Source organism: Leisingera thetidis, from assembly GCF_025857195.1.
Taxonomy (GTDB): Bacteria; Pseudomonadota; Alphaproteobacteria; order Rhodobacterales; family Rhodobacteraceae; genus Leisingera; species Leisingera thetidis.
This window is the reverse complement of record NZ_CP109787.1, coordinates 2,207,007-2,229,620: the sequence shown is the minus strand read 5'-3', so window position 1 is coordinate 2,229,620 and position 22,614 is coordinate 2,207,007. Positions and strand designations below refer to the sequence as shown.

Sequence of the window (22,614 nt, the reverse complement as noted above, 5' to 3'; positions counted from 1 at the left end):
GTTACTCGGCGGGAACGCTTTTGGCGCTGGAGGGGTTCCGGCCTTCGGCGATCAGAATGCGGCGGGCGAGCGCATAATTGTCCTCGGTGCCGCCGCGGTTGCTTCGGCGGTCATCCAGTATTGCCTCGACCGCGTCAAGCTGGCCTGCACGCAGGCCGGCGTCGATGGTAATGCGTTCGAATACATCGCGTTGCGCATGGCTGCCGCCTGCCAGCTGCAGTGTGCCGCGGGCTGCCGACAAATGGGCGAAAGCAGCCTTGTAATTACCGTCTCCGAAGGCTTCCAGCCCGTCGGCGGCGGCGCAGCCGGGATCGGCCATGCGCGCGCAGGCCTCGGAACCGCCCCTTTCGGCGTCGGCGTGAATCCGCTGAACCAGCTTGTGCGCGTCTTCCTTGCGGTGGCCGGTCAGCGCCAATAGGTAGTGCAGATCGGCAAAAATCAGGCTGCCGTCTTCGGTGCGGCTGGCACAGAGATTCGACAATTCCTCCCAGCGGGTGCCGACGTCCACCCCCTCCAGCTCCAGCCGCACCAGCAGCGACGTGGCGTTGGAGATGTCGCGGTAGTCGTCGGTCTTGTCCTTGCGGATCTCGGTATCGTAAAGGGCGATGGCCTCGGCCATCTGGCCCAGGTCCAGATGCATCAGCGCCTTGTGCCACCAGACGTGATAGCGGAAGTTGTTGCAATGGGCCCAGGCCTGCTCGCGGCCCTCCAGCCAGTCGAGGCCGGATCTGGCGTTGCCGGTCATGTCATGCACATGCGCCACCGCGTGCAGGCCCCAGGCATCATCCGGCGCCATCCACAGCGCCTGGCGGCCGGTATTGGCGGCGCGTTCGTAGTCTCCGGTCTCCTCCAGCGCAAAGGAATGGCAGCCCAGCAGATATCCGCGTCCCGCGTGGTCCGGCTCATATGCCGGCATCACCCGTTCGATCGAAGCCCGCATCCCCCCGGGGTCGCCCAGGATGAAGCGGATGCCATGGCTCAGCTTCATCGCCAGAGTGTCCTGGGGGAACTCGTCCAGCACTTCCTCCATCCGGCGGACCGCCTGGCTGGCCCGGCCGGCCAGCCAGTTCTCCAGCGCATCGACATACTTGCGTTCGCGCGGCAGCGCGCCTTGGTACTGCGCCTTGGCGTCGCGCAATGCTTCGCGTGCGGCAGGCAGCAGTTCACGGCGGCCCAGCATCAGCAGCGACAGCCCTTTGATCGCATGGGCCAATGCAAAATCCGGCGCTGCCTTCAGCAGTGCGCCCAAGTGATCGGCGGTCACGGCGGCGTGGGCCAGGACGCCCATCTGCACGGCATTCCAATCCTGCAGCGCAGCTGCGTCAGTCAGGCTGCTGTCCTGGCCGAAAATATCATGCGTCATGAGTGTCCAATCATTTTCAGTTAAAGCGCGGGTCCCGTGCCCTGATGAAGAGTAGTTCATCGGGCTGGTCCGGGCGAACCCCGCTCGCGGTTTGGTGATGGCCTGTGTGCGTCCGGCTGTGAAATTTGCCGGATGTGTAAGATTTCCCGGGAAAATTCTGCAATAGGCAGGGCGGAGGAACGGCAAAAATACCGCCGGTTTGGCGGTGTTCTGCCAGAAACTGTAACACTTGGCGGAATGCCGCCGCGGATTTGCGCACTCAAGGCGGCCCGAAGGGAGTATCGGAGTCCAGAATCTCCGCTGTCCCCTCGCCGAAAACCGGCGGCGCATGCCGGTATGTCACGGGCGTGCGGGAGAAATTCAGCGGGTTGCCCAGCAGTTTGACCGGCCCGGCAGAGCTGTCCATGCCGATGGCCATGTTGCGGGCCTCGACCTGGGAGGTGGCAAACAGGGTCTCCAGGTTCTGCACCGGGCCTGCGGGCACCTTGCGCGCCTCCATGGCGGCCAGCACCTCATCGGTGGTGAACCGCTGCACTGACGGGATCAGGATCGCATTCAGCGCATCGCGGTTCTGCAACCGGGCGGGGTTGGAGGCGAAACGCGGATCTTCGGCCAGGCCCTCCAGCTTGAGGAACTCCATGAAGCGGCGGAACTGGCTGTCATTGCCCACCGCCAGGATCACATGGCCATCCGATGTCTCATAGACGCCATAGGGCATGATGCTGGGGTGTTCGTTGCCGCGCCGTTTGGGGACCTGGCCGGTGTTCAGATAGGCGACGCCCTCGTTGATCAGCCAGGCGACCTGGGCATCGACCAGCGCCAGATCGATCTGCTGGCCTTCGCCGGTCTTTTCCCGGTGGTGCAGGGCCGACAGGATGCCGATGCAGGCATACATGCCGCACATGACGTCGGCGATGCCGACGCCTGCCTTCATCGGCTGGCCCTCCGGCTCGCCGGTCAGCGACATGATGCCGCCGAACCCCTGCGCCATGATGTCATAGCCGGGTTTGTGGCTGTTGGGGCCGGTCTGGCCGTAGCCGGAGATAGAGCAGTAGATCAGCCCCGGCAGGCTGTGCTTGAGGCTGGCGTAATCCAGCCCGTATTTTGCCAGCCCGCCGGGTTTGAAATTCTCGATCAGGATGTCGGCCTCTGCCGCCAGTTTGCGGATCGCCTGCTGGCCGTCTGCGGTGGCGATGTCGATGGCGACGGAGCGCTTGTTGCGGTTGGCGGCCATGAAATAGGCCGAGAGATCCGAGCGGTTGCCTGCGGCATCGGTCGCATAGGGCGGCCCCCATTGGCGGGTGTCATCGCCGCCGGTCTTGGGGTTTTCCACCTTGATCACGGTGGCGCCGAGGTCGCCCAGCAGCTGGGTGCAGGTGGGGCCTGCCAGGATGCGGGAGAGGTCGAGAACCCTGACGCCCTTGAGGGCGCCGTGGGGCAGCATGTCAGATCCGGCCATCATATCCTCCGCGGGGGATTTCCGCCGCGATCACAGTGAACTGGGAAGCGCTGAGCGCCTGTTCAAGGGCTGCGCGCAATTCCTTTCGGCTGCGCACGGTGACACCGTTGCCGCCAAACGCCCGGCCCATTGCGGCAAAGTCATGGGGCGCAAAGTCGACGCCGCCATTGGCGAGCTGGCGCTGGCGCTGTTTGAGTTCGATCAGCGCCAGGCTGGCATCGGCAAAGACCACGAAGATCGGCGCCGCGCCCAGCTCGGCGGCGGTGGACAGCTCGCCCGCCACCATCAGGAAACCGGCGTCGCCCGAAAAGCTGACCACCGGGCGCCCGGGCTGCGCCAGCTTGCGGCCGATGGCCATCGGCACCGCGCAGCCCATGGTGCAAAGCGCCGAGGACTGGATCAGCCCGCGCGGCTCATGGCAGGTCCACATCTGGCTGAGCAGGATCCGGTGGGCACCGCTGTCGGCGGTGGCCAGGGTTTCGGGCGGCAGCGTGGCGCGGCATTCGGCGATGACACCCGCCGGGCCCCAGGCGTCGTCTTGCGGGAAGGCCCCGGCCAGCGCGGCCTTTGCCTGCTTGGGGCGGCCATTGTGCCAGGTCCGGCGCGGTTCAGTGCCCTCGGAAAGGACCGCCAGGGCGGGCGCAATGGCGGCCAGGACGTTCAGGCCTGCCTGGTGCATGTAATGGGTGTTGGCCTCGGGGGCGATGTCGATCACGTTCTGGGTCTCCGCGTCCCAGGCATTGCGCCAGCCGGGGCGCATCTCGATCGGGTCGTAACCGAGGGAGAGCACCAGATCGGCCTCCCGCACCAGGGGCAGCAGATGCCTGTCGGCCAGCGGCGACAGCCCGGCACCGCCTAAGGAAAGCGGATGGTCTTCGGGAATGATTCCCTTGGCCTTGTAGGTGGTTATGAACGGAATCCGGTGTTTCTCAACGAAGCTGCGGATGGCAGCACCTGCGTTTTCCTGCAGCGCATCCAGACCGATCACCGCCACCGGCTGTTCTGCCGCCGCCAGCCAGGAGCGCGCCTGCGCCAGGGCTGCGCCGCTTGGCGCGGTTTCACTTGCAGGCGCGCGGCGGATGCCGCGGTCCCTGGCCGGCGCATCGGCGGTGGAGATCGGCACATCGATATGCACCGGCCCGTTGCGCGGCGCCGTGGCTATGGCGACGGCTTTGTCGGCGATCAGATCCGCCGCCTCGGCGTCAAGCCGGAAGGTCGCCTTGGTGATGGGGGTGAACACCGCGCGGTGGTCAAGCACCTGATGGGTGTAGCTGTGCTCCTCTGCCGCGTCGACGCAGCCGGTCAGCACCAGCATCGGCACCCGGTCCTGGTGGGCATTGGCCACAACGTTGATGCCGTTCAGCGCGCCGGGCCCAAGCGTGGCGACCAGAATCACCGGCGCGCCGTCGGCGTGATGCACGCCCTCGCCGATGAAGCCTGCGCAGTTTTCGTGCTTGGCCAGGTGGAAACGGATGCCCGCCTTGGTCAGCGCATCGACCAGGGTCAGCACCTCGCCGCCGGGCATGCCGAAAGCGTGGCGGCAGCCTGCCTCATAGAACCGCCGGGCCAGAACGTCGGCTGCGCGCAGGGTTTCTGTCATCTTGTCTGTCCAATCCGTTGATTTGCCGCCAGATTGCCGAGGCAGCGCCGGCGCGCAAGCCCGCTCACGCCAGTGTGAGAAATGCTGCGGCGGATTTTGGCGCATTTCATGCGCATTGAGTATTTCGGACCAGAAAGAAGCCCGAAGCTCATTTCTGCGCCCGCTCGGCAATCCGCGCAAAGCGGTGATCAAGCTGGTCTGCCAGCGCCTGCAGCTCTGCGCCGCCCTCCTCGGCGTAGGGCGCGAAGACATGGGAGGGCAGCTTGTAGGAGAGGGTGGCGCGGCCGTCTTCTTCCTCTGTCACATACATCCGCACCGGCGCTTCGATCATCGCCGCGGTGGAAAGGGCGAGGATCTTCACCGCGAAATCATTGTTGAAGATGCCGATCACCCGGTTGCCCGGGATGGTGATGCCGCGGGCGGCGGCGGCCTGGGTGGGGCCTGCCTGGGTGACAACGCCCATGCCTTCGGCCTTGGCGGCGGTTTTCACGTCATCGATCAGCCGGCCGTAAGGTTTGGAGGTTTCATGCACCGCCCAGCCGTCCCGCGGCGCGATGCTTCCGGCGGTTGCGGCAGAGGCGGTGAGGAGCAGAGCGGCGGTCAGGCGTTTGACAAACATGGCAGGTCTCCAATTGATCGCGCCTTTTGTCCAGGCCAGGCAAGCCAGGCCAGGGCGGATGGCAGGGGGGCCGCCCTCCCTGAACGGCATCGCAATGCGCCAAGCACCTGGCCGCAGGCCGCAAACAGGAGAGGACGGCAGCTCTTGGATACGATGATTGGCGCAGATTTGGCAAAATCTGTTTTGCAACGGCACGGGGCGGCGGTGGCCGGCGAGGTCTTGTTCCGGAGGAAACTCACCCGTCCGTTGCCTGCTCAGTTCCTGTCTGAGCATCGCCGCGCGGTTGCGGCTATGGAATCCCGTGGAAGCTAACGACTGCGCGCGGGAGGTCCCGGGGACGGGGCGTGCGGTGGAACTGATTGCTCGCAAGTATGTCCGCCCTTTGCAAAGGGGCGGAAAGAGGATGCTGCGGAGGCGGATTTTGCGTCAGACGGCGATCCTGCCGCCGCCTTGCCGGGTTACCGCGACCACCGAGGGGCGCGGCGGCATGTTCGGGTCGAAATCCGGCCAGCGGGTGGCCGGATCCGCAAAGGTCGAGGCGCGCCCGAAGCCTTTCAGCGCCCTGGTGCCGTCGGTGCCGGGATGCTGCACCGCCAGGAACAGCGTCCCGCCATCCGGGGCGAAATACGGGCCGCAAAGCTCGCCGCCCATCGGACAGCGGAAGAACAGCTTGGAATGGCCGCGCAAATCGCCTTCGGTTTCCACCCCGTAGAGCCCGTCTGACTTGCCGGTCCTGTCCCATTTGCTGCCCTGGTCGGTTGCGACCCAAAGGCGGCCATCGGCGTCAAAGGCGCAGTTGTCCGGAGAAGCGAACCAGCCGTTTTCCGTGGTTTCAGGGTTCCATTCGGCGCCGACTTCGGCGATCCGCGGATCACCGCATTTCACCAGAATGGACCACGTGCCCTTGGCGGCGGCATGGTCGCCGCCGTCTTCCTTGATCTCGATGATATGGCCGAAACGAGATCCGGCCCGCGGGTTGGCGGCATCGGTCTGATCCGCTTTGCGCCGGGAGTTGTTGGTCAGCATGATGTAGGCGGTGCCGTCGCCGCGGGGCTGGGCGTCCTCGGGGCGGTCCATCGGGGTGGCGCCCAGCGCATCAGCTGCAAGGCGCGCGCCGATCAGCACATCCGCCTGGCTGGCAAATCCGTTCTCAGCGGTCAGGGGGCCTTGCCCATGCACCAGCGGCAGCCAGTGGAGCGTGCCGTCGTCGCCGAAGCGGGCCGCATAGAGCGTGCCGTCGCTCAGCAGCCGCGCATTGGCTGCGCGGTCATCCGACACCACGCCTCGGGAGACATATTTGTACTGGTAGTCGAAGCGCGCGTCGTCGCCCATATAGACCACCAGCTGGCCACCCCTGGCGACCGTGGTCTCAGCGCCTTCATGACAAAAGCGGCCAAGCGCCGTGTGCTTCACGGGCTTGGCATCGGGGTCGCGCGGATCCACTTCAACAACCCAGCCGAAGCGGTTGGCTTCATTGGGTTCCTTGCCGATATTGAAACGGTCGTAATGCTTGCCCCAGGCATACCACCGCCCAGGTACGCCATAGCGTTTCATCTGGGCGGCCTCGGGCTGGTCCGTCAGGTCCGGCTCGCCTTCCGCATCCAGCTTGTCGGTCCAGAAATAGCCGTGGAAGTTTTCCTCGGCCATCAGCCAGGTGCCCCAGGGGGTCATGCCGCCGGCGCAGTTGTTGAGGGTGCCGATAACCTCGGCGCCGCTTGGATCCGCGCTGGTCTGCATCCGCGGATGGCCTGCAGCGGGGCCGTCGATGGCCATCGCGGTGTTCAGCGGAGTGATCCGGCGGTTCAGCCTGCCGTCGCGCACCACCGTCCATTTGCCGTCCGCACCGCGGGCGATTTCCACGACTGAGCCGCCATGCGCGGCCATTTCGATGTCCACCAGCGCCTTGGTCATGCCGGTAAACTCCGCCTTGTCCTGGCGGTCCAGTCCCGGGAACATCAATTCTTCATTGGTGTATTCGTGGTTCACGCAGAGGAGCCCGCGGGAGCCTTCGGCGTTCAGCGGCAGGAAGCCGACATAATCGTTGTTGTAGCCGAACTGCTGCAGCTGGGCCTCGGCCGTCTGGTTCATCACGTCGAACTCCGGCGCCTCTGCCGTGATCGGGTCGCCCCAGCGCAATAGGACATCTGCGTCATAGCCCGCAGCCACGTGATGGGTTTCGTCATTGCCCCAGGCGGGCTCTTCAAAGACATACCGGCTTTGGGCCGGTGAGCCGGCAGCTGCGGCTTTGCGCGGTGCGGCCAGGGCCGAGGCACCGAACAGGGCCGCGGAGGCGGATACGCCCAGCATGCCCCCCAGCATGTCCCGGCGGCCGTAGCGGGCCGCGATCACATCGCCGATGGTGCGGGTGGGGTCCGGGTTGGCAGGAATATCGTCAAAGGCTTCAAAAGCTTCGGCCTTGTTGCCGGTCTCCGGGTCGTCAATGATCTGCTTGCGGTCCATGGCGGGCTCCAAAATCTCATCAGTCTGTACCGGCGGGCTGCCGCGCCATGCGCGGACCGGGATCATTCCGGGAAGAGGTGCAACAAAGGCTTAAAAGTTAACGCAGGATAGCCAATTTATCACATTCACCCGCAGGATCTTCAATTCCTTGCTGCCGCCGCGGGGGCAGCAGGTCATTCCGCCGGGCGGAAGCCCTCGATCAGCTGGCGCAGGCCGATGGCGGCGCCGGCAAAGATCGCCAGCATCGTGACCGGGGCGGAGACCGCCAGGAGGGAAAACGCACTGAGGCCCTGGCCGACAGTGCAGCCCATGGCAATCACCGCACCGGCCCCCATGATGGCGGCGCCGATGATCTGGCGGCGCAGCTCGCGCGGGTCCTCGCAGGCTTCCCAGCGGAAGTGCCCTTTGATCAGCGAGCCGATGAAGGCGCCGGTCCAGACCCCGGCGATGGAGCCGACGGCAAAGGACAAGGGCCGCAGGGAGCCTGTCATGGTCCAGAGGATGGTTTCGCCCAGCGGGGCGGAGAAAGAATGCGAGACCACAGGCAGGGCCTCGAACCCATTGGCGCTCAGATAGGTGGTGCCGGCCCAGCCGGAAGTGATGGCCAGCCCCACCACGGCAGACCAGACCAATGCCTGTTTGTCGCCGCGGATTTCCGCGTGGGTGAGCGAGGCCAGCAGGATAAGCACGCCTGCGGTCACACCAATCGCGGACAGCGGCAGTCCGCTCCGGGCGGCGGCGTAATGGGCCAGCCCCGGCGGGATGCCGGTGGTGACCTCCTGCTGCGCGAAGAACAGGTTGCGCATGGGGGCGAGGGGGCCGGCCAGAACGACATAGGTGGAGACGCCCATCACCAGAACGATCACAAAGCTGCGCAGATCGCCGCCGCCCAGCCGGGCGATGGCGCCGTAACCGCAATTGCCGCTGAGCGCCATGCCATAGCCGAACATCAGCCCGCCCAGGATCGAGGCCGCGGGCATCCAGCGGACCGAGAGGTAAACGGACTGGCCCGCATCCACCAGCCCCATCCCGGTCAGGGCAAAGCTGGCGGTGACAGCCACGCCGATGGCCACGCCCCACATCCGCATCCGCAGGGACGAGCCGCCGTAAAGCAGGTCCTCGATAGCGCCCAATGTGCAGAACCGTCCCAGACGCGCGGCAAGCCCCAGCAGCACTCCGCCGAACAGCCCGAAGCAGGCGGCCAGCTGGTGTTCAGTGAGGAGGTCAAGCATTGATTGGCTTCAGCAGGTCAGCTGCCGTCTTTGCAGAACAGGCCGTAGACCAATTCCAGCATCCGGCGGGGTTTGTCATCGGCCAGGCGGTAGTAGATCGCCTTGCCGTCGCGGCGGGGGATTACCAGCCCCTCGAGCCGCAGGCGCGAGAGCTGCTGGGAAACGGCTGCCTGGCGGGCCGACAGGAGCTCCTCCAGTTCGGTCACTGATTTCTCGCCGGAGACCAGATGGCACAGGATCATCAGCCGCCCCTCGTGGCTGATGGCCTTGAGGAAATTGGAGGCCCTGGTCGCGTTCTCGACCATTCTGTCCATCTCTTCCGGATCCATGTCAGCGGAAAATTGCGGTAGTGCCATGTGCCGTCTCCTGAGCGGCACCGCGGCGCCGCGCTCCTCTCTCTTGCCTCGTCCGGGCGGTCAGCTGCCGCCTTGAGTGTTCGTATTTTCAACAAACCCTGTATGGGCGGTTAGCAAATCTGCCAGCAAAGGCCAAAAGAAATCTTCGCCCGGATAGCCTTCGAGCCGGGCTTGTTCCTGGCCGTGTTCGACCACCAGGAAGGTGGGGGTGAACAGGACCCGGCGGGCGACCTGCAGGTCATCGGGCAGGGCGCGCAAGTCCACCCGGCGCAAGGGGGCGTGTCTGCCTTCGGCGGTCCTGGGGTAGATCGGGGCGATTTCCTCGTTCCAGCGGGCACACCATTCGCAGCCCGGCTGTTCGACCATCACCAATTCGGCCGCCCAGACGGCATGGGGCAAACAGACCGCGGCCGCGGCTGCAGCCAGTTGCCGGAGAGGGTGCATGCGTGTCATTCCATCTGTTGACGATGCCGTGTGAAACAACTTAATTCGAATATGTGAATGACACAAGCCGGACCCGGATAACGTTCATGTGGGGTCCGTTTGGGGGATTGGATGCTTGAAATTAGCCTGTTTGGCGCCCTGATCGCAGGTTTGCTGAGCTTTTTCACCCCCTGCATCCTGCCGATGGTGCCGTTTTACCTGTCCTACATGGGCGGGCTGTCGATGGCGGAGCTGCGCGCGGACGGGGCAATTGCCGCGGGCGCGCAGCGGCGGCTGCTGGTTTCCGCCTGCTGTTTTGCCGCCGGGGTCACCACCGTGTTCATGCTGATGGGCATGGGGGCAACTGCACTGGGGCAATTGTTCGGGCAGTATCTGGAGGTGCTGTCCTATGGTGCCGCGGCGCTCTTGCTGCTGTTCGGGCTGCATTTCCTCGGCGTGGTGAAGATCCCGCTCCTGTACCGCGAAGCACGGCTGGAAAGCCGCGCCGAGCCGTCGACGGTGCTGGGCGCGTATCTGATGGGGCTGGCGTTCGGCTTTGGCTGGACACCGTGCGTGGGGCCGGCGCTGGCGTCGATCCTGATGATTGCCTCCGGCATGGGCGATATCTGGCGTGGCGGGGTGCTGCTGCTGGTCTACGGGCTGGGCATGACCGCACCGTTTGTGGCGGCGGCACTGTTCGCCAGGCCGTTCCTGGCCTGGGTGGCGCGGCACCGCGGTGCTTTTGCCTGGGCGGAGAAGGGCATGGGGGCGATGCTGGTGCTGTTTGCGGTGCTGATCGCCACCGGCGGGGTGCGGCTGATCGCCGAGGCGATGATCCGCTGGGTGCCGGGTTTCACTGCAATCGGATAACTGAGGTATGGGAGGCAACATGTTGAGGAATATTGCAAAAGTGTTAATGGCCCTGGTCGTTGCCGCGCCGCTGGCGGCGGCAGAGCTGGGCGATGACGGGCTGCACAAGACGCCGTGGATGCGGGACACCTTCAAGGACCTGCGCGAGGATCTGGAAGAAGCCAGCGCCGAAGGCAAGCGGCTGGCGCTGATCTTTGAGCAGCGCGGCTGCATCTATTGCACCAAGATGCATGAGGAGGTCTTTCCCAGGCCGGACATCAGCCAGTACATCGAAGACAACTTCTTTGTCGTGCAGCTGAACTTGCATGGCGATATCGAGGTCACCGATTTCGACGGCGAGACGCTGCCGGAAAAGGAAATGGCACGCAAATGGGGGATGCTGTTCACTCCGACGATTCTGTTCCTGCCGGAGGAAGTGAGCACCACTGCAACAGCGCCCGGGGCGGCAGTTGCGGTGATGCCAGGCGCATTTGGCGCCGGAACCACGCTGGACATGTTTACATGGGTCAATGAAAAACGGTATGCGGCTGAAAATGACGAAGATTTCCAGCGATACCATGAACGCAGGATTCGCGAGCGCAACAATGGGTCCACGGACTAAGGGGCCGGCGCACGAAGTGCAAAAATTCACAATAATGAATTTGTTGTTGCGTGCCGGGGGCGCGGTCGCCTACGGTATGCAGCAGCTAAGCAAGCCGCCCGGAAAATGCGGCAGCCAATGGGAGGACACATGAAGCTTACATCTCTGACACTGGCGCTGAGCCTGGCCGGGGCTGCGGCTTGGGCCGGCGAGGTTGCTCCGAAAGCGGTGCAGTATGGCGAGCATGGCGAAGTGGCCGCCTCGCTGACCGGCGTTGCCGGCGACGCCGTTAGCGGAGCGCTGATTGCCGGCAACAAGTCCAAGGGCAACTGCGTGGCCTGCCATCAGCTGACTGCGCTGGCGGATGTGCCGTTCCACGGCGAGATCGGCCCGCCGCTGGATGGCGCCGGCGACCGCTGGAGCGAGGCGGAACTGCGCGGCCTGGTGGCCAATGCCAAGATGACCTTTGAGGGCACCATGATGCCGGCCTTCTACAAGGTCGACGGATTTATCCGACCGGGCGACGCCTATACCGGCGAAGCCGGGACGGAACCGCTGCCGCCGATCCTGACGGCGCAGGAAATCGAGGATGTGGTCGCGTTTCTTGCGACGCTGAAAGAAGAGTGAGGCGCGGGCGGGGCCGCTGGCGCCCCGTGCAGCAGCCGTTGTGAATTCAAAGGAGAGATATGATGGAGTTCTCACGCCGTGAGACCCTGGCCCTGGGCTTGGGCGCCGCCGTGGCAACCGTGCTGCCGTTCCGCGTGAGCGCGTCTGCAGAGGACCGGATCGCCGCCTTTACCGGCGGTGCCGAAGCGGCCGAGGGCGGCGTCACCCTGAACGCGCCCGAAATCGCCGAAAACGGCAACACCGTGCCGATCTCGGTGGAGGCGCCCGGCGCTGCCGAGATCATGGTGCTGGCCACCGGCAACCCGGAACCGGGGGTGGCAACCTTCAAATTCGGCCCCGCGGCCGCGCAGCAGACGGCGTCCACCCGGATCCGTCTGGCGTCTACCCAGGACGTGATCGCAGTTGCCAGAATGGCGGACGGGTCCTTTGCCAGGGCAAGCGCCACCGTCAAAGTCACCATCGGCGGCTGCGGCGGCTGAGGCTGCCTGCATCACTATCGGAATTCTTAAGGAGAATTAAAGACATGGCATCCGGAGTTAAACCCCGCGTCAAAGTCCCGAAAACGGCTTCTGCCGGTGAAGCGGTCACCATCAAGACCCTGATCAGCCACCAGATGGAAAGCGGCCAGCGCAAGGACAAGGAAGGCAATACCATTCCGCGTTCGATCATCAACCGCTTCACCTGCGCCTTCAACGGCGAGACGGTCCTGGATGTGGCGATGGAGCCCGCAATCTCCACAAACCCCTATTTCGAGTTCGAGGCCATCGTGCCGGAAGCCGGTGAATTCACCTTCACCTGGCATGACGACGACGGCTCGGTCTACGAGACCAGCAAAGAAATCGCCATCGGCTGATCCGTTCCGGATCTTCAGGCACGCGTCCTGTCCGGCAGGTCCGGACGGGGCAGGCACCCACGGGAGGAAATGGAATGAACAAAAAGGCACTTACGGCGCTGGTTGCCGTGCTGGCGCTGCCGATGGCCGCAGGCGCAGGCCCCGATGACGACAAGCTGGTGGTCAACGAGGAAATCGAGATGGTCACCAAGACAGCGGCACCCGCCCATGTGGCGGATGTGCTGGATGAGGTGATGTCGGGCTGGCACTACCGCTCGGACGAAACCCAGGCGCTGCAAATGGACGACTTTGAAAATCCGGCAATGGTGTTTGTCGATCAGGCGATGGATGCCTGGAACACCGCCGAGGGTTCCGAAGGCAAATCCTGTGCCTCCTGCCACGATGATGTCGAGGAAAGCATGGCAGGCGTGCGCGCAGTCTATCCGAAATGGAACGAGACCGCCGGTGAAGTCCGCACCCTGAACATGCAGATCAACGACTGCCGCGAAAACCAGATGGGCGCGGAGAAGTGGAAATACACCGGCGGCAAGATGGCCGCGATGGAGGCGCTGATCTCGGTTCAGTCGCGCGGGCTTCCGGTGAATGTGGCCATCGACGGCCCGGCCCAGTCCGCCTGGGAGCAGGGCCGCGAGATGTATTACACCCGCACCGGTCAGCTGGAGCTGTCCTGCGCGAACTGCCATGAGGACAACAATGGCAAGATGATCCGGGCCGACCACCTGAGCCAGGGCCAGATCAACGGGTTCCCGGTCTACCGCTTGAAGAACACCAAGCTGAACACCGCCCATGCGCGGTTCAAGGGCTGCGTGCGCGACACCCGCGCCGAGACCTACAAGCCGGGTTCGCCTGAGTTCGTGGCGCTGGAGCTTTATGTTGCCTCGCGCGGCAATGGGCTGTCGGTCGAAGCCCCCTCTGTCCGCAACTGATCTTTGCGCCCCGTGCCTGGCTTCAGGTGCGGGGCGCGTCTCTTTTGAAACATTCATCCGCGTGAATATATCGCGCGGGCAAAGAGGATACCGGTACTCATGATCTCGCGCCGCGATTTTCTGCAGGTTTCCATGGCTGCCTCGGCCATGGTTGGGGCGTCAGGCTTTGGCAACTGGGCACGGCTGGCTGCGCAGCAGTCATTGACCCAGGATCAGCTTCTGGAGTTTGACACCTTCGGCAACATCAGCCTGATTCATGTGACCGATATTCACGGCCAGCTGAAGCCGGTCTATTTCCGCGAGCCGTCGATCAATCTGGGGGTGGGGGCCAACAAGGGCCACGTGCCGCACATCACCGGCGCCGATTTCCGCAAGGCCTATGGCATCGCCGACGGCAGCCCCTCGGCCTATGCGCTGACCCATGATGATTTTGCGTCGCTCGCCAAGGGCTATGGCCGGGTCGGCGGGCTGGACCGCATGGCGACGATCATCAATGCCATCCGCGCCGACCGTCCCGATGCGCTGCTGTTTGACGGCGGCGACACCTGGCATGGCTCCTATACCTGCCATCACACGGCAGGGCAGGACATGGTCAACGTGATGAACGCGCTGAAGCCGGATGCGATGACCTTTCACTGGGAGTTCACGCTGGGCAGCGACCGGGTGAATGAGATTGTCGAAGGGCTGCCCTTTGCCGCGCTTGGCCAGAACATCTTTGACGCCGAATGGGACGAGCCGGCCGAGCTGTTCAAGCCCTACAAGTTCTTTGAACGCGGCGGCGCCAAGGTGGCGGTGATCGGCCAGGCCTTCCCCTATATGCCGATTGCCAACCCCGGCTGGATGTTCCCGGAGTACTCCTTCGGCATTCGGGACGAGAACATGCAGGCCATGGTGGATGAGGTCCGCGCGGCGGGGGCCGATCTGGTGGTGGTGCTCAGCCACAACGGCTTTGACGTGGACAAGAAGATGGCGGGCAAGGTGCAGGGCATCGACGTGATCCTGTCGGGCCACACCCATGATGCGTTGCCGGAGCCGGTGCTGGTGGGCAAGACGCATATCATCGCTTCGGGCTCCAATGGCAAATTCGTCTCCCGCGTCGATCTGGACGTGCGCGACGGCCAGCTGATGGGGCTGCGGCACAAGCTGATCCCGGTGTTCTCGGACGTGATCGCGCCGGATCCGGCGGTGGCGCAGCTGATCGAGGCGGAACGCGCGCCCTTCAAGGACCAGCTGGCAGAGGTGATCGGCCAGACCGATACGCTGTTGTACCGCCGCGGTAATTTCAACGGCACCTGGGACGACCTGATCTGCGACGCGCTGCTGAGCGAGCGGGAGGCGGATATCGCCATGTCGCCGGGCGTGCGCTGGGGGCCGTCGCTGGTGCCGGGCGACGACATTACGCGAGAGGACATCTGGAACGTCACCTCGATGTCCTATGGCGCCGCCTACCGGTCGGAGATGACGGGTGAATTCATCAAGGTCATTCTTGAAGATGTGGCCGACAACATCTTCAACCCGGACCCTTATTACCAGCAGGGCGGCGACATGGTGCGGATTGGCGGCATGGGCTACCGCATCGATATCACAAAGCCGCAGGGCGAGCGGATCAGCGAGATGACCCTTCTGAAAACCGGCGAGGCCATTGATCCCGCGAAATCCTATGTCGTGGCCGGGTGGGCCAGCGTGAACGAAGGCACAGAGGGGCCGATGATCTGGGATGTGGTCGAGGATCATATCCGCAAGCTGGGAACCGTCAGCCTGAACCCGAATACATCCGTAGAGGTGGCGGGCGCCTGACGGCGCCCGCTCCGCCGGGGCGAACAATACCCGCCGCGGCGGGATGCCGCAAAAAAATTTTACGCAAATAAATTCACGAACGTGAATTTATCTATGTGAGGAGGCAAAGAGACATGAGTGATGACTCCAACAGCCGGGCGCCTTCACGCCGCCAGTTCCTGACCGGGGCGGCGGCGGCCGGAGCAGGGGCGGTGGCGGCCACTGCAGCCAAGGCCGCCGCACCCGATCCGCTGATTACCGAGGTGCAGGACTGGGCCAGCGGCCTGGGCGAGGGCGTGGATGCCACGCCCTATGGCTTGCCGATCCAGTATGAAAGCGACGTGGTGCGCCGCAATGTGGAGTGGCTGACGGCGGACACCATCAGCTCGATTAACTTCACCCCGATCCATGCGCTGGACGGAACCATCACGCCGCAGGGCTGCGCCTTTGAACGCCACCATTCCGGCGCAATCGAGCTGCGCAAGGAAGACTACCGGCTGATGATCAACGGGCTGGTGGATACGCCGCTGGTTTTCACCTACGCCGATCTCGAGCGGTTCCCGCGCGAAAACCGGGTGTATTTCTGCGAATGCGCGGCGAATTCGGGCATGGAGTGGGCCGGCGCCCAGCTGAACGGCGCGCAGTTCACCCACGGCATGATCCACAACATGGAATATTCCGGCGTGCCGCTGCGGACCCTGCTGGAGGAAGCCGGAGTCAGCCCGGCGGGCAAATGGGTCTATGTGGAAGGCGCGGATGCCTCCTCGAACGGCCGGTCTATCCCGCTGGAGAAGGCGATGGACGACGTCTTGGTGGCCTTCAAGGCCAATGGCGAGGCGCTGCGCAAGGAACACGGTTACCCTGTGCGGCTGGTGGTGCCGGGCTGGGAAGGCAACCTATGGGTCAAATGGCTGCGCCGGGTCGAGGTGATGGACAGGCCGGTGGAGAGCCGCGAGGAAACCTCGAAATACACCGACACGCTGGCCAATGGCACCAGCCGCAAGTGGACCTGGGAGATGGATGCCAAGTCTGTCGTCACCAGTCCCAGCCCGCAATCTCCCATCAAACATGGCAAAGGGCCGCTGGTAATCACCGGTCTGGCCTGGTCGGGCCGCGGTGCGATCACCGGTGTGGATGTGTCGCTGGATGGGGGCAAGACCTGGCAGCAGGCGCGGCTGGCGGCTCCGGGTGCCGGCAAGGCGCTGACCCGGTTCTACCTGGATATCACCTGGGATGGCGCCGAAATGCTGCTGCAAAGCCGGGCCAGGGATTCAACCGGATACGTGCAGCCCACCAAGGCGCAGCTGCGCGCGGTGCGGGGGCTGAATTCGATCTATCACAACAACGCCATCCAGACCTGGTGGGTCAAGGCAAACGGGGAGGCGGAAAATGTCGAGGTTTCCTAAGTATATCGCTGCAACAGCAGTTGCGGCTGCATTTGCGCTTCCAGCCTATGCGGGCAAGTTCGGCCTGGGCCGCCCGGCGCTGCCAGAGGAAATCGCAGCCTGGGACCTGGACGTCGCACCCGATGGCACCGGCCTGCCCGCAGGCTCGGGCAATGCGGTCGCCGGCGAGGAGGTCTTTGCTGAAAAATGCGCCGTCTGCCATGGCGACTTTGCCGAGGGCGTCGGTAACTGGCCCAAGCTGGCAGGCGGGCAGGGCACGCTGGACCATGACGACCCGCTGAAGACGGTGGGCAGCTACTGGCCGCATCTGTCGACCGCCTGGGATTACGTCAACCGTTCAATGCCTTTCGGCAACGCGCAGTCCCTGACGGCGGACGAGGTTTATGCTATTGTGGCCTATATTCTCTATTCCAACGATCTGGTCGATGACGGGTTCGTGCTGTCCAAAGAGACCTTCATGGAGGTTGAGCTGCTGAATGCCGACGGGTTCATCCCGGACGACCGGCTGGAGGCGGAGAAGCATTTCTGGAACCCGGAGCCGTGCATGGAGAACTGCAAGGAGAACGTGGAAATTACTATGCGGGCCATGGTTCTGGATGTGACGCCTGAGGAAGAGAGCGCGGCATCCGGTGCCGGGGCAGTGCCGGTCGAGGCGGCGGCTGTCCAAGAGCCTTCCGCTGAACCGATTGAAGCGGCCGCCGCGCTGGATCCGGAACTGGTGGCGAAGGGCGAGAAGGCCTTCAGAAAATGCAAGGCCTGCCACCAGGTTGGCGACGGGGCCAAGTCCAAGACCGGGCCCATTCTGGACGGGATCGTCGGTGCACCCGCGGCGGCCGCGGAGGGCTTCCGATACTCCAAGGCGATGAAGGCCGCAGCGGACGGAGGGCTGGTCTGGGACGAGGCCGAACTGGCGGCGTTCCTGGCGAAGCCGAAAGCGTACATGAAAGGCACCAAAATGTCCTTTGCGGGCTTGAAGAAGGAGGGGGACATCGAGGCGGTGATTGCCTACCTCAAGTCTCATTCGCAGTAACATGCTGTCCCCCCCGGCAGCGGGCGTGGTGCTTTGGGGAGCGCTTGGCAGCGCGGCTTTGGCGGACGGAACCCCGGCACCGGATGAAGGGGCCGGGGAAACGGTGCTGCCGCCGGAGGTGCTGGCCATCCAGGGCGACCGGGATTTCGGTGCATATCTCTCCGGCGCCTGTACCGGCTGCCACCAGATCAGCGGCAGCCAGGACGGCATCCCGGCAATCGTCGGCTGGCCGGACGAGGATTTTGTCATCGCCATGCATGCCTACAAGCGGAAGATCCGCCCGCATCCGGTAATGCAGATGATGGCGGGGCGGCTCTCGGATGAGGAGATCGCCGCCCTGGCAGCATATTTTGGTGCGCTGGAGTGACCTTCCGGCGCTTTTTGTTGCAAGGGAGGAGAAGACAATGGCTGTAGACAGACGCAAATTCCTCGGCACCGGTGTTGCGGCAGCGGCGGCGTTGCAGACGCCGGCGGTGCTGGGTGCCGGCAAGCCGCGGGTGGTGGTGATTGGCGGCGGGGCCGGCGGAGCGACCGCGGCGCGCTATATCGCCAAGGACAGCGAAGGCGCCATTGACGTCACCCTGGTGGAGCCGACCCGGACCTATTACACCTGCTTCTTTTCCAATCTCTACATCGGGGGATTCCAGGAGCTTCCGGACATTGCTCACAGCTATGGCACGCTGGCCAGCCAGTACGGCGTCAACGTGGTGCATGACTGGGCCGTCGGCATCGACCGGGACGCGCGCACGGTCAGCCTGGCGGGCGGCGCGGTGCTGCCCTATGACCGGCTGATCCTGTCGCCGGGCATCGATTTTGTCGACGGCGCGGTGGAGGGCTGGGACATCACCGCCCAGAACAAGATGCCGCATGCCTATAAGGCGGGCTCGCAATCGGAATTGCTGAAGGCGCAGATCGAAGCGATGCCGGAAGGCGGCACCTTTGCCATGGTGGCGCCGCCCAACCCCTACCGCTGCCCGCCGGGGCCGTATGAGCGGGTCTCGATGGTGGCGCATGTGCTGAAACAGAAAAACCCGACGGCCAAGATCATCATTGCCGACCCCAAGCCGAAATTCTCCAAGATGGCGCTGTTCCAGGAGGGCTGGGGGCACCACTATGACGGCATGATCGACTGGATCGGCGAGGAGTTCGGCGGCGGCAATGTCTCGGTCGACCCGGAGGCGATGACCGTGACCATCGACGGCGAGGAAACCAAGGTCGATGCCTGCAACGTGATCCCGGCGATGAAGGCGGGGCGGATCTGCGAGCTGGCCGGGATCACCGAGGGCAACTGGGCGCCGGTCAGCGGCCACACGATGCAAAGCCGGGTGGATGAAAACATCCATGTGCTGGGCGATGCCTGCGCCCAGGGCGACATGCCGAAATCGGGCTTTTCCGCCAATTCCCAGGCCAAGGTGGCGGCGATGGCGGTGCGCGGAGCACTGCTGGACAGCAAGGTGTTTCCGGCACAGTTCTCCAACACATGCTGGTCGCTGATCGGCGAGAATGACGGCGTCAAGGTAGGGGCCACCTATCAGGCGACGGATGAAAAGATCGCCAAGGTGGACGGGTTCATCAGCCAGACCGGTGAAGACGCCCTGCTGCGCCAGCAGACCTATGAGGAAAGCATCGGCTGGTACGCGGGGATCACCGCCGACATGTTCGGGTAATTCCGCGCCGGCGCGGCAGGGGTGGCACCTTCCAGCAGGCGGTCAGCTCCAGCCCTTACGGAAGAAATGGGGGCTGGCGCCGAACTTGCGCTTGAACTGGCGCGAGAAGTGGGTGGCGCTGTTGAAGCCGGACGCCAGCGCGATTTCGGTCACCGACATCGAGGTTTCGTTCATCAGCGCAAAGGCATGGCTGAGCCGCATGTCGAAATAGACGTGCATCGGGCTCTGGTTCAAATAGCGCGAGAACAGCCGCTCCAGCTGGCGCCGGGAGATGTCGAGTCTGTCGCACAGCTCGCCGATCGACAGCGGTTCCTCGATCGATTCCTGCATCAGCTGCAGGGCGTTCAGCAGCCGCTGGTTGCGGCTGCCGATGGCCACCGCATAGTTCGATTTCTGCGGCGCCGCCTGGCCGCCGGACCGCACATGCAGGCACATGTCTGCAACGATGATCGCCAACTGCTTGCCGTGGCGTTCCTCGATCAGGTGCAGCATCATGTCGGTTGCGGCATTGCCGCCGCCGCAGGTCATCAGCGGGCCGGAGATCTCGAAGATATTGGGGGACGGTTCGAGGCTCGGGTAGCGTTCAAGGAAGCCGGGCTGGTTTTCCCAGTGCAGGGTGAACCTGTGGTTCTTGATCAGCCCCGCCTGGGCCAGCGAAAAGGCGCCGGTGCAGATGCCGCCGATGGAGCGGCCAAAGCGGCTTTCACGGCGCAGCCAGTTCAGCGTGACTTCGCTGGCCGCGTTCTGCGGTTCAACACCGGCGCAGACAAAGCCCAGCGAATCCGAAGGCAGCGGCTGCAGCGGCGTATCCGGCGTGATCACCATGCCGTTGGAGCAGCGCACAGGCTGGCCGTCCTCGGTCATGATGTACCAGCGGTAGAGCCTTGTGCCGGTCACCTGGTTGGCAATGCGCAAAGGCTCAATGGCGGCCGCCACCGGCAGCATTGTCGCCTTCGGCAGCAGCAGGAAATAGAAATCCTGGGGCTCGCCCTCGAACGGGACGGCAAGATTGGCGGCAGCGCCTTTCTGAACGAAACTGTCATCGGCCATGGCGGAATCCCAGCACGGCGCCCGGGATCTGGCACCCGGGCGGAATTCGGACTTGAGTGTGTTTCCTAAGGTGCCGCGGCGCGGCGCAGCCCGAGGATAGCGACAGCGTTCCGGCAGATTGCGACACCGGATGCAGGTTTGCGGCAGCGTAAAATGCCGCCCGCCCCTTGCAGGTCAAAAGTGGCGGGACTAAGACTCAGGTAACACACTGTCAGGTATGGTGCCGGACATAAATCAACGCAGGCAGGTCGAAATGATTGATCCCAGAGAAACGTACATGAATACCCTGGTCCCGATGGTGGTGGAGCAGACCAGCCGGGGCGAGCGGGCCTATGACATCTTTTCCCGCCTGCTGAAGGAGCGGATCATCTTCGTGAACGGTCCGGTGCACGACGGGATGAGCTCGCTGATCGTGGCTCAGCTGCTGCACCTTGAGGCGGAAAACCCGTCCAAGGAAATCTCCATGTACATCAACTCGCCCGGCGGCGTGGTGACCTCGGGCCTGTCGATCTATGACACCATGCAGTACATCAAGCCCAAGGTCTCGACCCTGGTGATCGGCCAGGCGGCGTCGATGGGCTCGCTGCTGCTGACTGCCGGTGAAAAGGGCATGCGGTTCAGCCTGCCGAACTCCCGGGTGATGGTGCACCAGCCCTCCGGCGGCTTCCAGGGGCAGGCGACGGATATCATGATCCACGCCGAAGAGACGCTGAAGCTGAAAAAGCGCCTCAACGAAATCTACGTCAAGCACACCGGCCAGGACTATGAGACCATCGTCGCCGCGCTGGAGCGCGACAATTTCATGTCGCCGGAAGAGGCCAAGGAATTCGGCCTGATCGACGAGATCGTCGAGAACCGCGCCAAGGGCGACGAGGAGCAGGCCTGACGCCTGCGGTTGCGAACCCCCGTGTGCCCTGCGTTTCGGATGGGGCACACTTTCACATTGTGGCGGCCTAAGCACTGGCTTAAGCTGGCCAAAAGTTGGATTGCCCCGCAGCGCGGGTGCAGCGGAACGGGCGGACTGAAAGGTAGACCATGGCGACGAATTCAGGCGGCGACAGCAAAAACACCCTCTATTGCAGCTTCTGCGGCAAGAGCCAGCATGAAGTGCGCAAGCTGATCGCAGGCCCCACCGTGTTCATCTGCGATGAATGCGTTGAACTGTGCATGGATATCATCCGTGAAGAAACAAAGGCCTCCGGGCTGAAGGCCACCGACGGGGTGCCGACCCCCAAGGACATCTGCCAGGTGCTGGATGATTACGTGATCGGCCAGGCCACCGCCAAGCGGGTGCTGTCGGTTGCGGTGCATAACCACTACAAGCGTCTGAACCACGCCCAGAAGGCAGGGTCGGACATTGAGCTGGCGAAATCGAACATCCTACTGATCGGCCCGACCGGCTGCGGCAAGACGCTGCTGGCGCAGACGCTGGCGCGGATTCTGGATGTGCCGTTCACCATGGCGGACGCGACCACGCTGACCGAAGCCGGGTATGTCGGCGAGGATGTCGAAAACATCATTCTGAAGCTGCTGCAATCGTCCGAATACAACGTCGAGCGGGCGCAGCGCGGCATCGTCTATATCGACGAGGTCGACAAGATCACCCGCAAGTCGGAAAACCCCTCGATCACCCGCGACGTGTCGGGCGAGGGCGTTCAGCAGGCGCTGCTGAAGTTGATGGAAGGCACTGTGGCAAGCGTGCCGCCGCAGGGCGGGCGCAAGCATCCGCAGCAGGAGTTCCTGCAGGTGGACACCACCAACATCCTGTTCATCTGCGGCGGCGCCTTTGCCGGTCTGGACAAGATCATTTCGGCCCGCGGCAAGGGGTCGGCGATGGGCTTTGGCGCGGATGTGCGCGACAATGACGAGCGCGGCGTCGGCGAGGTCTTCCAGGATCTGGAGCCCGAGGATCTGCTGAAATTCGGCCTGATCCCGGAATTTGTCGGCCGCCTGCCGGTGCTGGCAACCCTGGAGGATCTGGACGAGGACGCGCTGGTCACCATCCTGACCCAGCCCAAGAACGCCCTGGTCAAGCAGTACCAGCGCCTGTTCGAGCTGGAGGACACCGAGCTGGACTTTACCGAGGAGGCGCTGAAGGCGATTTCCCGCAAGGCGATCGAACGGAAGACCGGCGCCCGGGGCCTGCGCTCGATCATGGAGGATATCCTCCTGGATACCATGTTCGACCTGCCGGGCATGGACAGCGTGACCAAGGTGGTTGTGAACGAGGAGGCGGTGATCTCGGAGGCGCAGCCGCTGATGATCCACGCGGATGCCGAGAAGGAACCGGCCTCGGCCGGGTAAGCGGATGAGAGAT

22 protein-coding genes are annotated in these 22,614 nt (G+C 64.0%); 13 read left to right on the top strand and 9 right to left on the bottom strand.

What is annotated here, in order from left to right:
* Position 1: 1 nt before the first annotated feature.
* The 8 genes from OKQ63_RS10630 to OKQ63_RS10595 all read right to left on the bottom strand — a co-directional run bounded on the left by OKQ63_RS10630 (position 2) and on the right by OKQ63_RS10595 (position 9,533).
* Positions 2 to 1,363 carry a tetratricopeptide repeat protein gene (locus OKQ63_RS10630; protein WP_264210050.1) on the bottom strand — a complete coding sequence of 454 codons (1,362 nt, stop codon included), beginning with the start codon at positions 1,361 to 1,363 and terminating at the stop codon, positions 2 to 4.
* A 259-nt stretch (positions 1,364 to 1,622) separates the two neighbouring features.
* The gene (locus OKQ63_RS10625) at positions 1,623 to 2,825 is read right to left on the bottom strand and encodes a CaiB/BaiF CoA transferase family protein (protein WP_434086007.1); all 1,203 of its coding nucleotides are present in this window, start codon (positions 2,823 to 2,825) and stop codon (positions 1,623 to 1,625) included.
* On the bottom strand, positions 2,809 to 4,422 hold the full coding sequence (locus tag OKQ63_RS10620; protein WP_264210048.1) for a thiamine pyrophosphate-binding protein: 1,614 nt from the start codon (positions 4,420 to 4,422) through the stop codon (positions 2,809 to 2,811). Before OKQ63_RS10620 ends, OKQ63_RS10625 begins: the two co-directional genes overlap by 17 nt.
* 148 nt (positions 4,423 to 4,570) lie before the next feature.
* A complete protein-coding gene (locus OKQ63_RS10615) occupies positions 4,571 to 5,041 on the bottom strand; it encodes a DUF302 domain-containing protein (protein WP_264210047.1) in 471 nt (156 codons plus the stop codon).
* 426 nt (positions 5,042 to 5,467) lie between these two features.
* Complete coding sequence (locus OKQ63_RS10610) at positions 5,468 to 7,501, bottom strand: PhoX family protein (protein ID WP_264210046.1); 2,034 nt, start codon at positions 7,499 to 7,501, stop codon at positions 5,468 to 5,470.
* Positions 7,502 to 7,674: 173 nt separating this feature from the next.
* A complete protein-coding gene (locus OKQ63_RS10605) occupies positions 7,675 to 8,733 on the bottom strand; it encodes a YeeE/YedE family protein (RefSeq protein ID WP_264210045.1) in 1,059 nt (352 codons plus the stop codon).
* A gap of 17 nt (positions 8,734 to 8,750) precedes the next feature.
* Entirely contained in the window at positions 8,751 to 9,089 is a 339-nt protein-coding gene (locus OKQ63_RS10600) for an ArsR/SmtB family transcription factor (protein ID WP_264210044.1), read from the bottom strand.
* 60 nt (positions 9,090 to 9,149) lie between these two features.
* Positions 9,150 to 9,533, bottom strand: a complete 384-nt coding sequence (locus tag OKQ63_RS10595; protein WP_264210043.1) for a thioredoxin family protein — start codon at positions 9,531 to 9,533, stop codon at positions 9,150 to 9,152.
* Positions 9,534 to 9,644: 111 nt separating this feature from the next.
* Between OKQ63_RS10595 and OKQ63_RS10590 the strand changes: the two genes are divergently transcribed.
* From OKQ63_RS10590 to OKQ63_RS10540, 11 genes are all read left to right on the top strand, one after another.
* On the top strand, positions 9,645 to 10,382 hold the full coding sequence (locus OKQ63_RS10590) for a cytochrome c biogenesis CcdA family protein (RefSeq protein WP_264210042.1): 738 nt from the start codon (positions 9,645 to 9,647) through the stop codon (positions 10,380 to 10,382).
* A gap of 46 nt (positions 10,383 to 10,428) precedes the next feature.
* A complete protein-coding gene (locus OKQ63_RS10585) occupies positions 10,429 to 10,983 on the top strand; it encodes a thioredoxin family protein (RefSeq protein WP_264210041.1) in 555 nt (184 codons plus the stop codon).
* Between the two features lie 129 nt (positions 10,984 to 11,112).
* Entirely contained in the window at positions 11,113 to 11,589 is a 477-nt protein-coding gene (gene soxX / locus OKQ63_RS10580; protein WP_264210040.1) for a sulfur oxidation c-type cytochrome SoxX, read from the top strand.
* 62 nt (positions 11,590 to 11,651) lie between these two features.
* Positions 11,652 to 12,068 carry a thiosulfate oxidation carrier protein SoxY gene (soxY, locus tag OKQ63_RS10575; RefSeq protein WP_264210039.1) on the top strand — a complete coding sequence of 139 codons (417 nt, stop codon included), beginning with the start codon at positions 11,652 to 11,654 and terminating at the stop codon, positions 12,066 to 12,068.
* 44 nt (positions 12,069 to 12,112) lie between these two features.
* Positions 12,113 to 12,442: a thiosulfate oxidation carrier complex protein SoxZ gene (gene soxZ, locus OKQ63_RS10570; RefSeq protein WP_264210038.1), complete on the top strand. Its 330-nt coding sequence runs from the start codon at positions 12,113 to 12,115 to the stop codon at positions 12,440 to 12,442.
* Between the two features lie 74 nt (positions 12,443 to 12,516).
* Entirely contained in the window at positions 12,517 to 13,368 is an 852-nt protein-coding gene (gene soxA, locus OKQ63_RS10565; protein ID WP_264210037.1) for a sulfur oxidation c-type cytochrome SoxA, read from the top strand.
* A 99-nt stretch (positions 13,369 to 13,467) separates the two neighbouring features.
* The gene (gene soxB, locus OKQ63_RS10560) at positions 13,468 to 15,165 is read left to right on the top strand and encodes a thiosulfohydrolase SoxB (RefSeq protein ID WP_264210036.1); all 1,698 of its coding nucleotides are present in this window, start codon (positions 13,468 to 13,470) and stop codon (positions 15,163 to 15,165) included.
* A 113-nt stretch (positions 15,166 to 15,278) separates the two neighbouring features.
* Positions 15,279 to 16,550 carry a sulfite dehydrogenase gene (soxC, locus tag OKQ63_RS10555; RefSeq protein ID WP_264210035.1) on the top strand — a complete coding sequence of 424 codons (1,272 nt, stop codon included), beginning with the start codon at positions 15,279 to 15,281 and terminating at the stop codon, positions 16,548 to 16,550.
* Positions 16,534 to 17,580: a c-type cytochrome gene (locus OKQ63_RS10550; protein ID WP_264210034.1), complete on the top strand. Its 1,047-nt coding sequence runs from the start codon at positions 16,534 to 16,536 to the stop codon at positions 17,578 to 17,580. Before soxC ends, OKQ63_RS10550 begins: the two co-directional genes overlap by 17 nt.
* A 25-nt stretch (positions 17,581 to 17,605) precedes the next feature.
* Positions 17,606 to 17,947 carry a c-type cytochrome gene (locus OKQ63_RS10545; RefSeq protein ID WP_264210033.1) on the top strand — a complete coding sequence of 114 codons (342 nt, stop codon included), beginning with the start codon at positions 17,606 to 17,608 and terminating at the stop codon, positions 17,945 to 17,947.
* Positions 17,948 to 17,984: 37 nt separating this feature from the next.
* Entirely contained in the window at positions 17,985 to 19,247 is a 1,263-nt protein-coding gene (locus tag OKQ63_RS10540) for an NAD(P)/FAD-dependent oxidoreductase (RefSeq protein WP_264210032.1), read from the top strand.
* Between the two features lie 42 nt (positions 19,248 to 19,289).
* On the opposite strand, the gene OKQ63_RS10535 is transcribed toward OKQ63_RS10540, so the two are convergent.
* On the bottom strand, positions 19,290 to 20,297 hold the full coding sequence (locus tag OKQ63_RS10535) for a GlxA family transcriptional regulator (RefSeq protein ID WP_264210031.1): 1,008 nt from the start codon (positions 20,295 to 20,297) through the stop codon (positions 19,290 to 19,292).
* 253 nt (positions 20,298 to 20,550) lie between these two features.
* On the opposite strand from OKQ63_RS10535, the gene OKQ63_RS10530 reads away from it, so the two are divergent.
* A complete protein-coding gene (locus OKQ63_RS10530; RefSeq protein WP_264210030.1) occupies positions 20,551 to 21,183 on the top strand; it encodes an ATP-dependent Clp protease proteolytic subunit in 633 nt (210 codons plus the stop codon).
* Positions 21,184 to 21,332: 149 nt separating this feature from the next.
* Entirely contained in the window at positions 21,333 to 22,601 is a 1,269-nt protein-coding gene (clpX, locus tag OKQ63_RS10525) for an ATP-dependent Clp protease ATP-binding subunit ClpX (RefSeq protein ID WP_264210029.1), read from the top strand.
* Positions 22,602 to 22,614: the final 13 nt, after the last annotated feature.

Bases quoted from the DNA above. Each gene is read 5' to 3' on its own strand.
- soxA (WP_264210037.1), top strand. From the start codon at position 12,517: ATGAACAAAAAGGCACTTACGGCGCTGGTTGCCGTGCTGGCGCTGCCG.
- OKQ63_RS10530 (WP_264210030.1), top strand. From the start codon at position 20,551: ATGATTGATCCCAGAGAAACGTACATGAATACCCTGGTCCCGATGGTG.
- soxB (WP_264210036.1), top strand. From the start codon at position 13,468: ATGATCTCGCGCCGCGATTTTCTGCAGGTTTCCATGGCTGCCTCGGCC.
- soxX (WP_264210040.1), top strand. From the start codon at position 11,113: ATGAAGCTTACATCTCTGACACTGGCGCTGAGCCTGGCCGGGGCTGCG.
- OKQ63_RS10630 (WP_264210050.1), bottom strand. From the start codon at position 1,363: ATGACGCATGATATTTTCGGCCAGGACAGCAGCCTGACTGACGCAGCT.
- OKQ63_RS10540 (WP_264210032.1), top strand. From the start codon at position 17,985: ATGGCTGTAGACAGACGCAAATTCCTCGGCACCGGTGTTGCGGCAGCG.
- OKQ63_RS10610 (WP_264210046.1), bottom strand. From the start codon at position 7,501: ATGGACCGCAAGCAGATCATTGACGACCCGGAGACCGGCAACAAGGCC.
- clpX (WP_264210029.1), top strand. From the start codon at position 21,333: ATGGCGACGAATTCAGGCGGCGACAGCAAAAACACCCTCTATTGCAGC.
- OKQ63_RS10615 (WP_264210047.1), bottom strand. From the start codon at position 5,041: ATGTTTGTCAAACGCCTGACCGCCGCTCTGCTCCTCACCGCCTCTGCC.
- soxY (WP_264210039.1), top strand. From the start codon at position 11,652: ATGGAGTTCTCACGCCGTGAGACCCTGGCCCTGGGCTTGGGCGCCGCC.
- OKQ63_RS10550 (WP_264210034.1), top strand. From the start codon at position 16,534: ATGTCGAGGTTTCCTAAGTATATCGCTGCAACAGCAGTTGCGGCTGCA.
- OKQ63_RS10590 (WP_264210042.1), top strand. From the start codon at position 9,645: ATGCTTGAAATTAGCCTGTTTGGCGCCCTGATCGCAGGTTTGCTGAGC.
- OKQ63_RS10625 (WP_434086007.1), bottom strand. From the start codon at position 2,825: ATGATGGCCGGATCTGACATGCTGCCCCACGGCGCCCTCAAGGGCGTC.
- OKQ63_RS10600 (WP_264210044.1), bottom strand. From the start codon at position 9,089: ATGGCACTACCGCAATTTTCCGCTGACATGGATCCGGAAGAGATGGAC.
- soxZ (WP_264210038.1), top strand. From the start codon at position 12,113: ATGGCATCCGGAGTTAAACCCCGCGTCAAAGTCCCGAAAACGGCTTCT.
- OKQ63_RS10535 (WP_264210031.1), bottom strand. From the start codon at position 20,297: ATGGCCGATGACAGTTTCGTTCAGAAAGGCGCTGCCGCCAATCTTGCC.
- OKQ63_RS10605 (WP_264210045.1), bottom strand. From the start codon at position 8,733: ATGCTTGACCTCCTCACTGAACACCAGCTGGCCGCCTGCTTCGGGCTG.
- soxC (WP_264210035.1), top strand. From the start codon at position 15,279: ATGAGTGATGACTCCAACAGCCGGGCGCCTTCACGCCGCCAGTTCCTG.
- OKQ63_RS10620 (WP_264210048.1), bottom strand. From the start codon at position 4,422: ATGACAGAAACCCTGCGCGCAGCCGACGTTCTGGCCCGGCGGTTCTAT.
- OKQ63_RS10595 (WP_264210043.1), bottom strand. From the start codon at position 9,533: ATGCACCCTCTCCGGCAACTGGCTGCAGCCGCGGCCGCGGTCTGTTTG.
- OKQ63_RS10585 (WP_264210041.1), top strand. From the start codon at position 10,429: ATGGCCCTGGTCGTTGCCGCGCCGCTGGCGGCGGCAGAGCTGGGCGAT.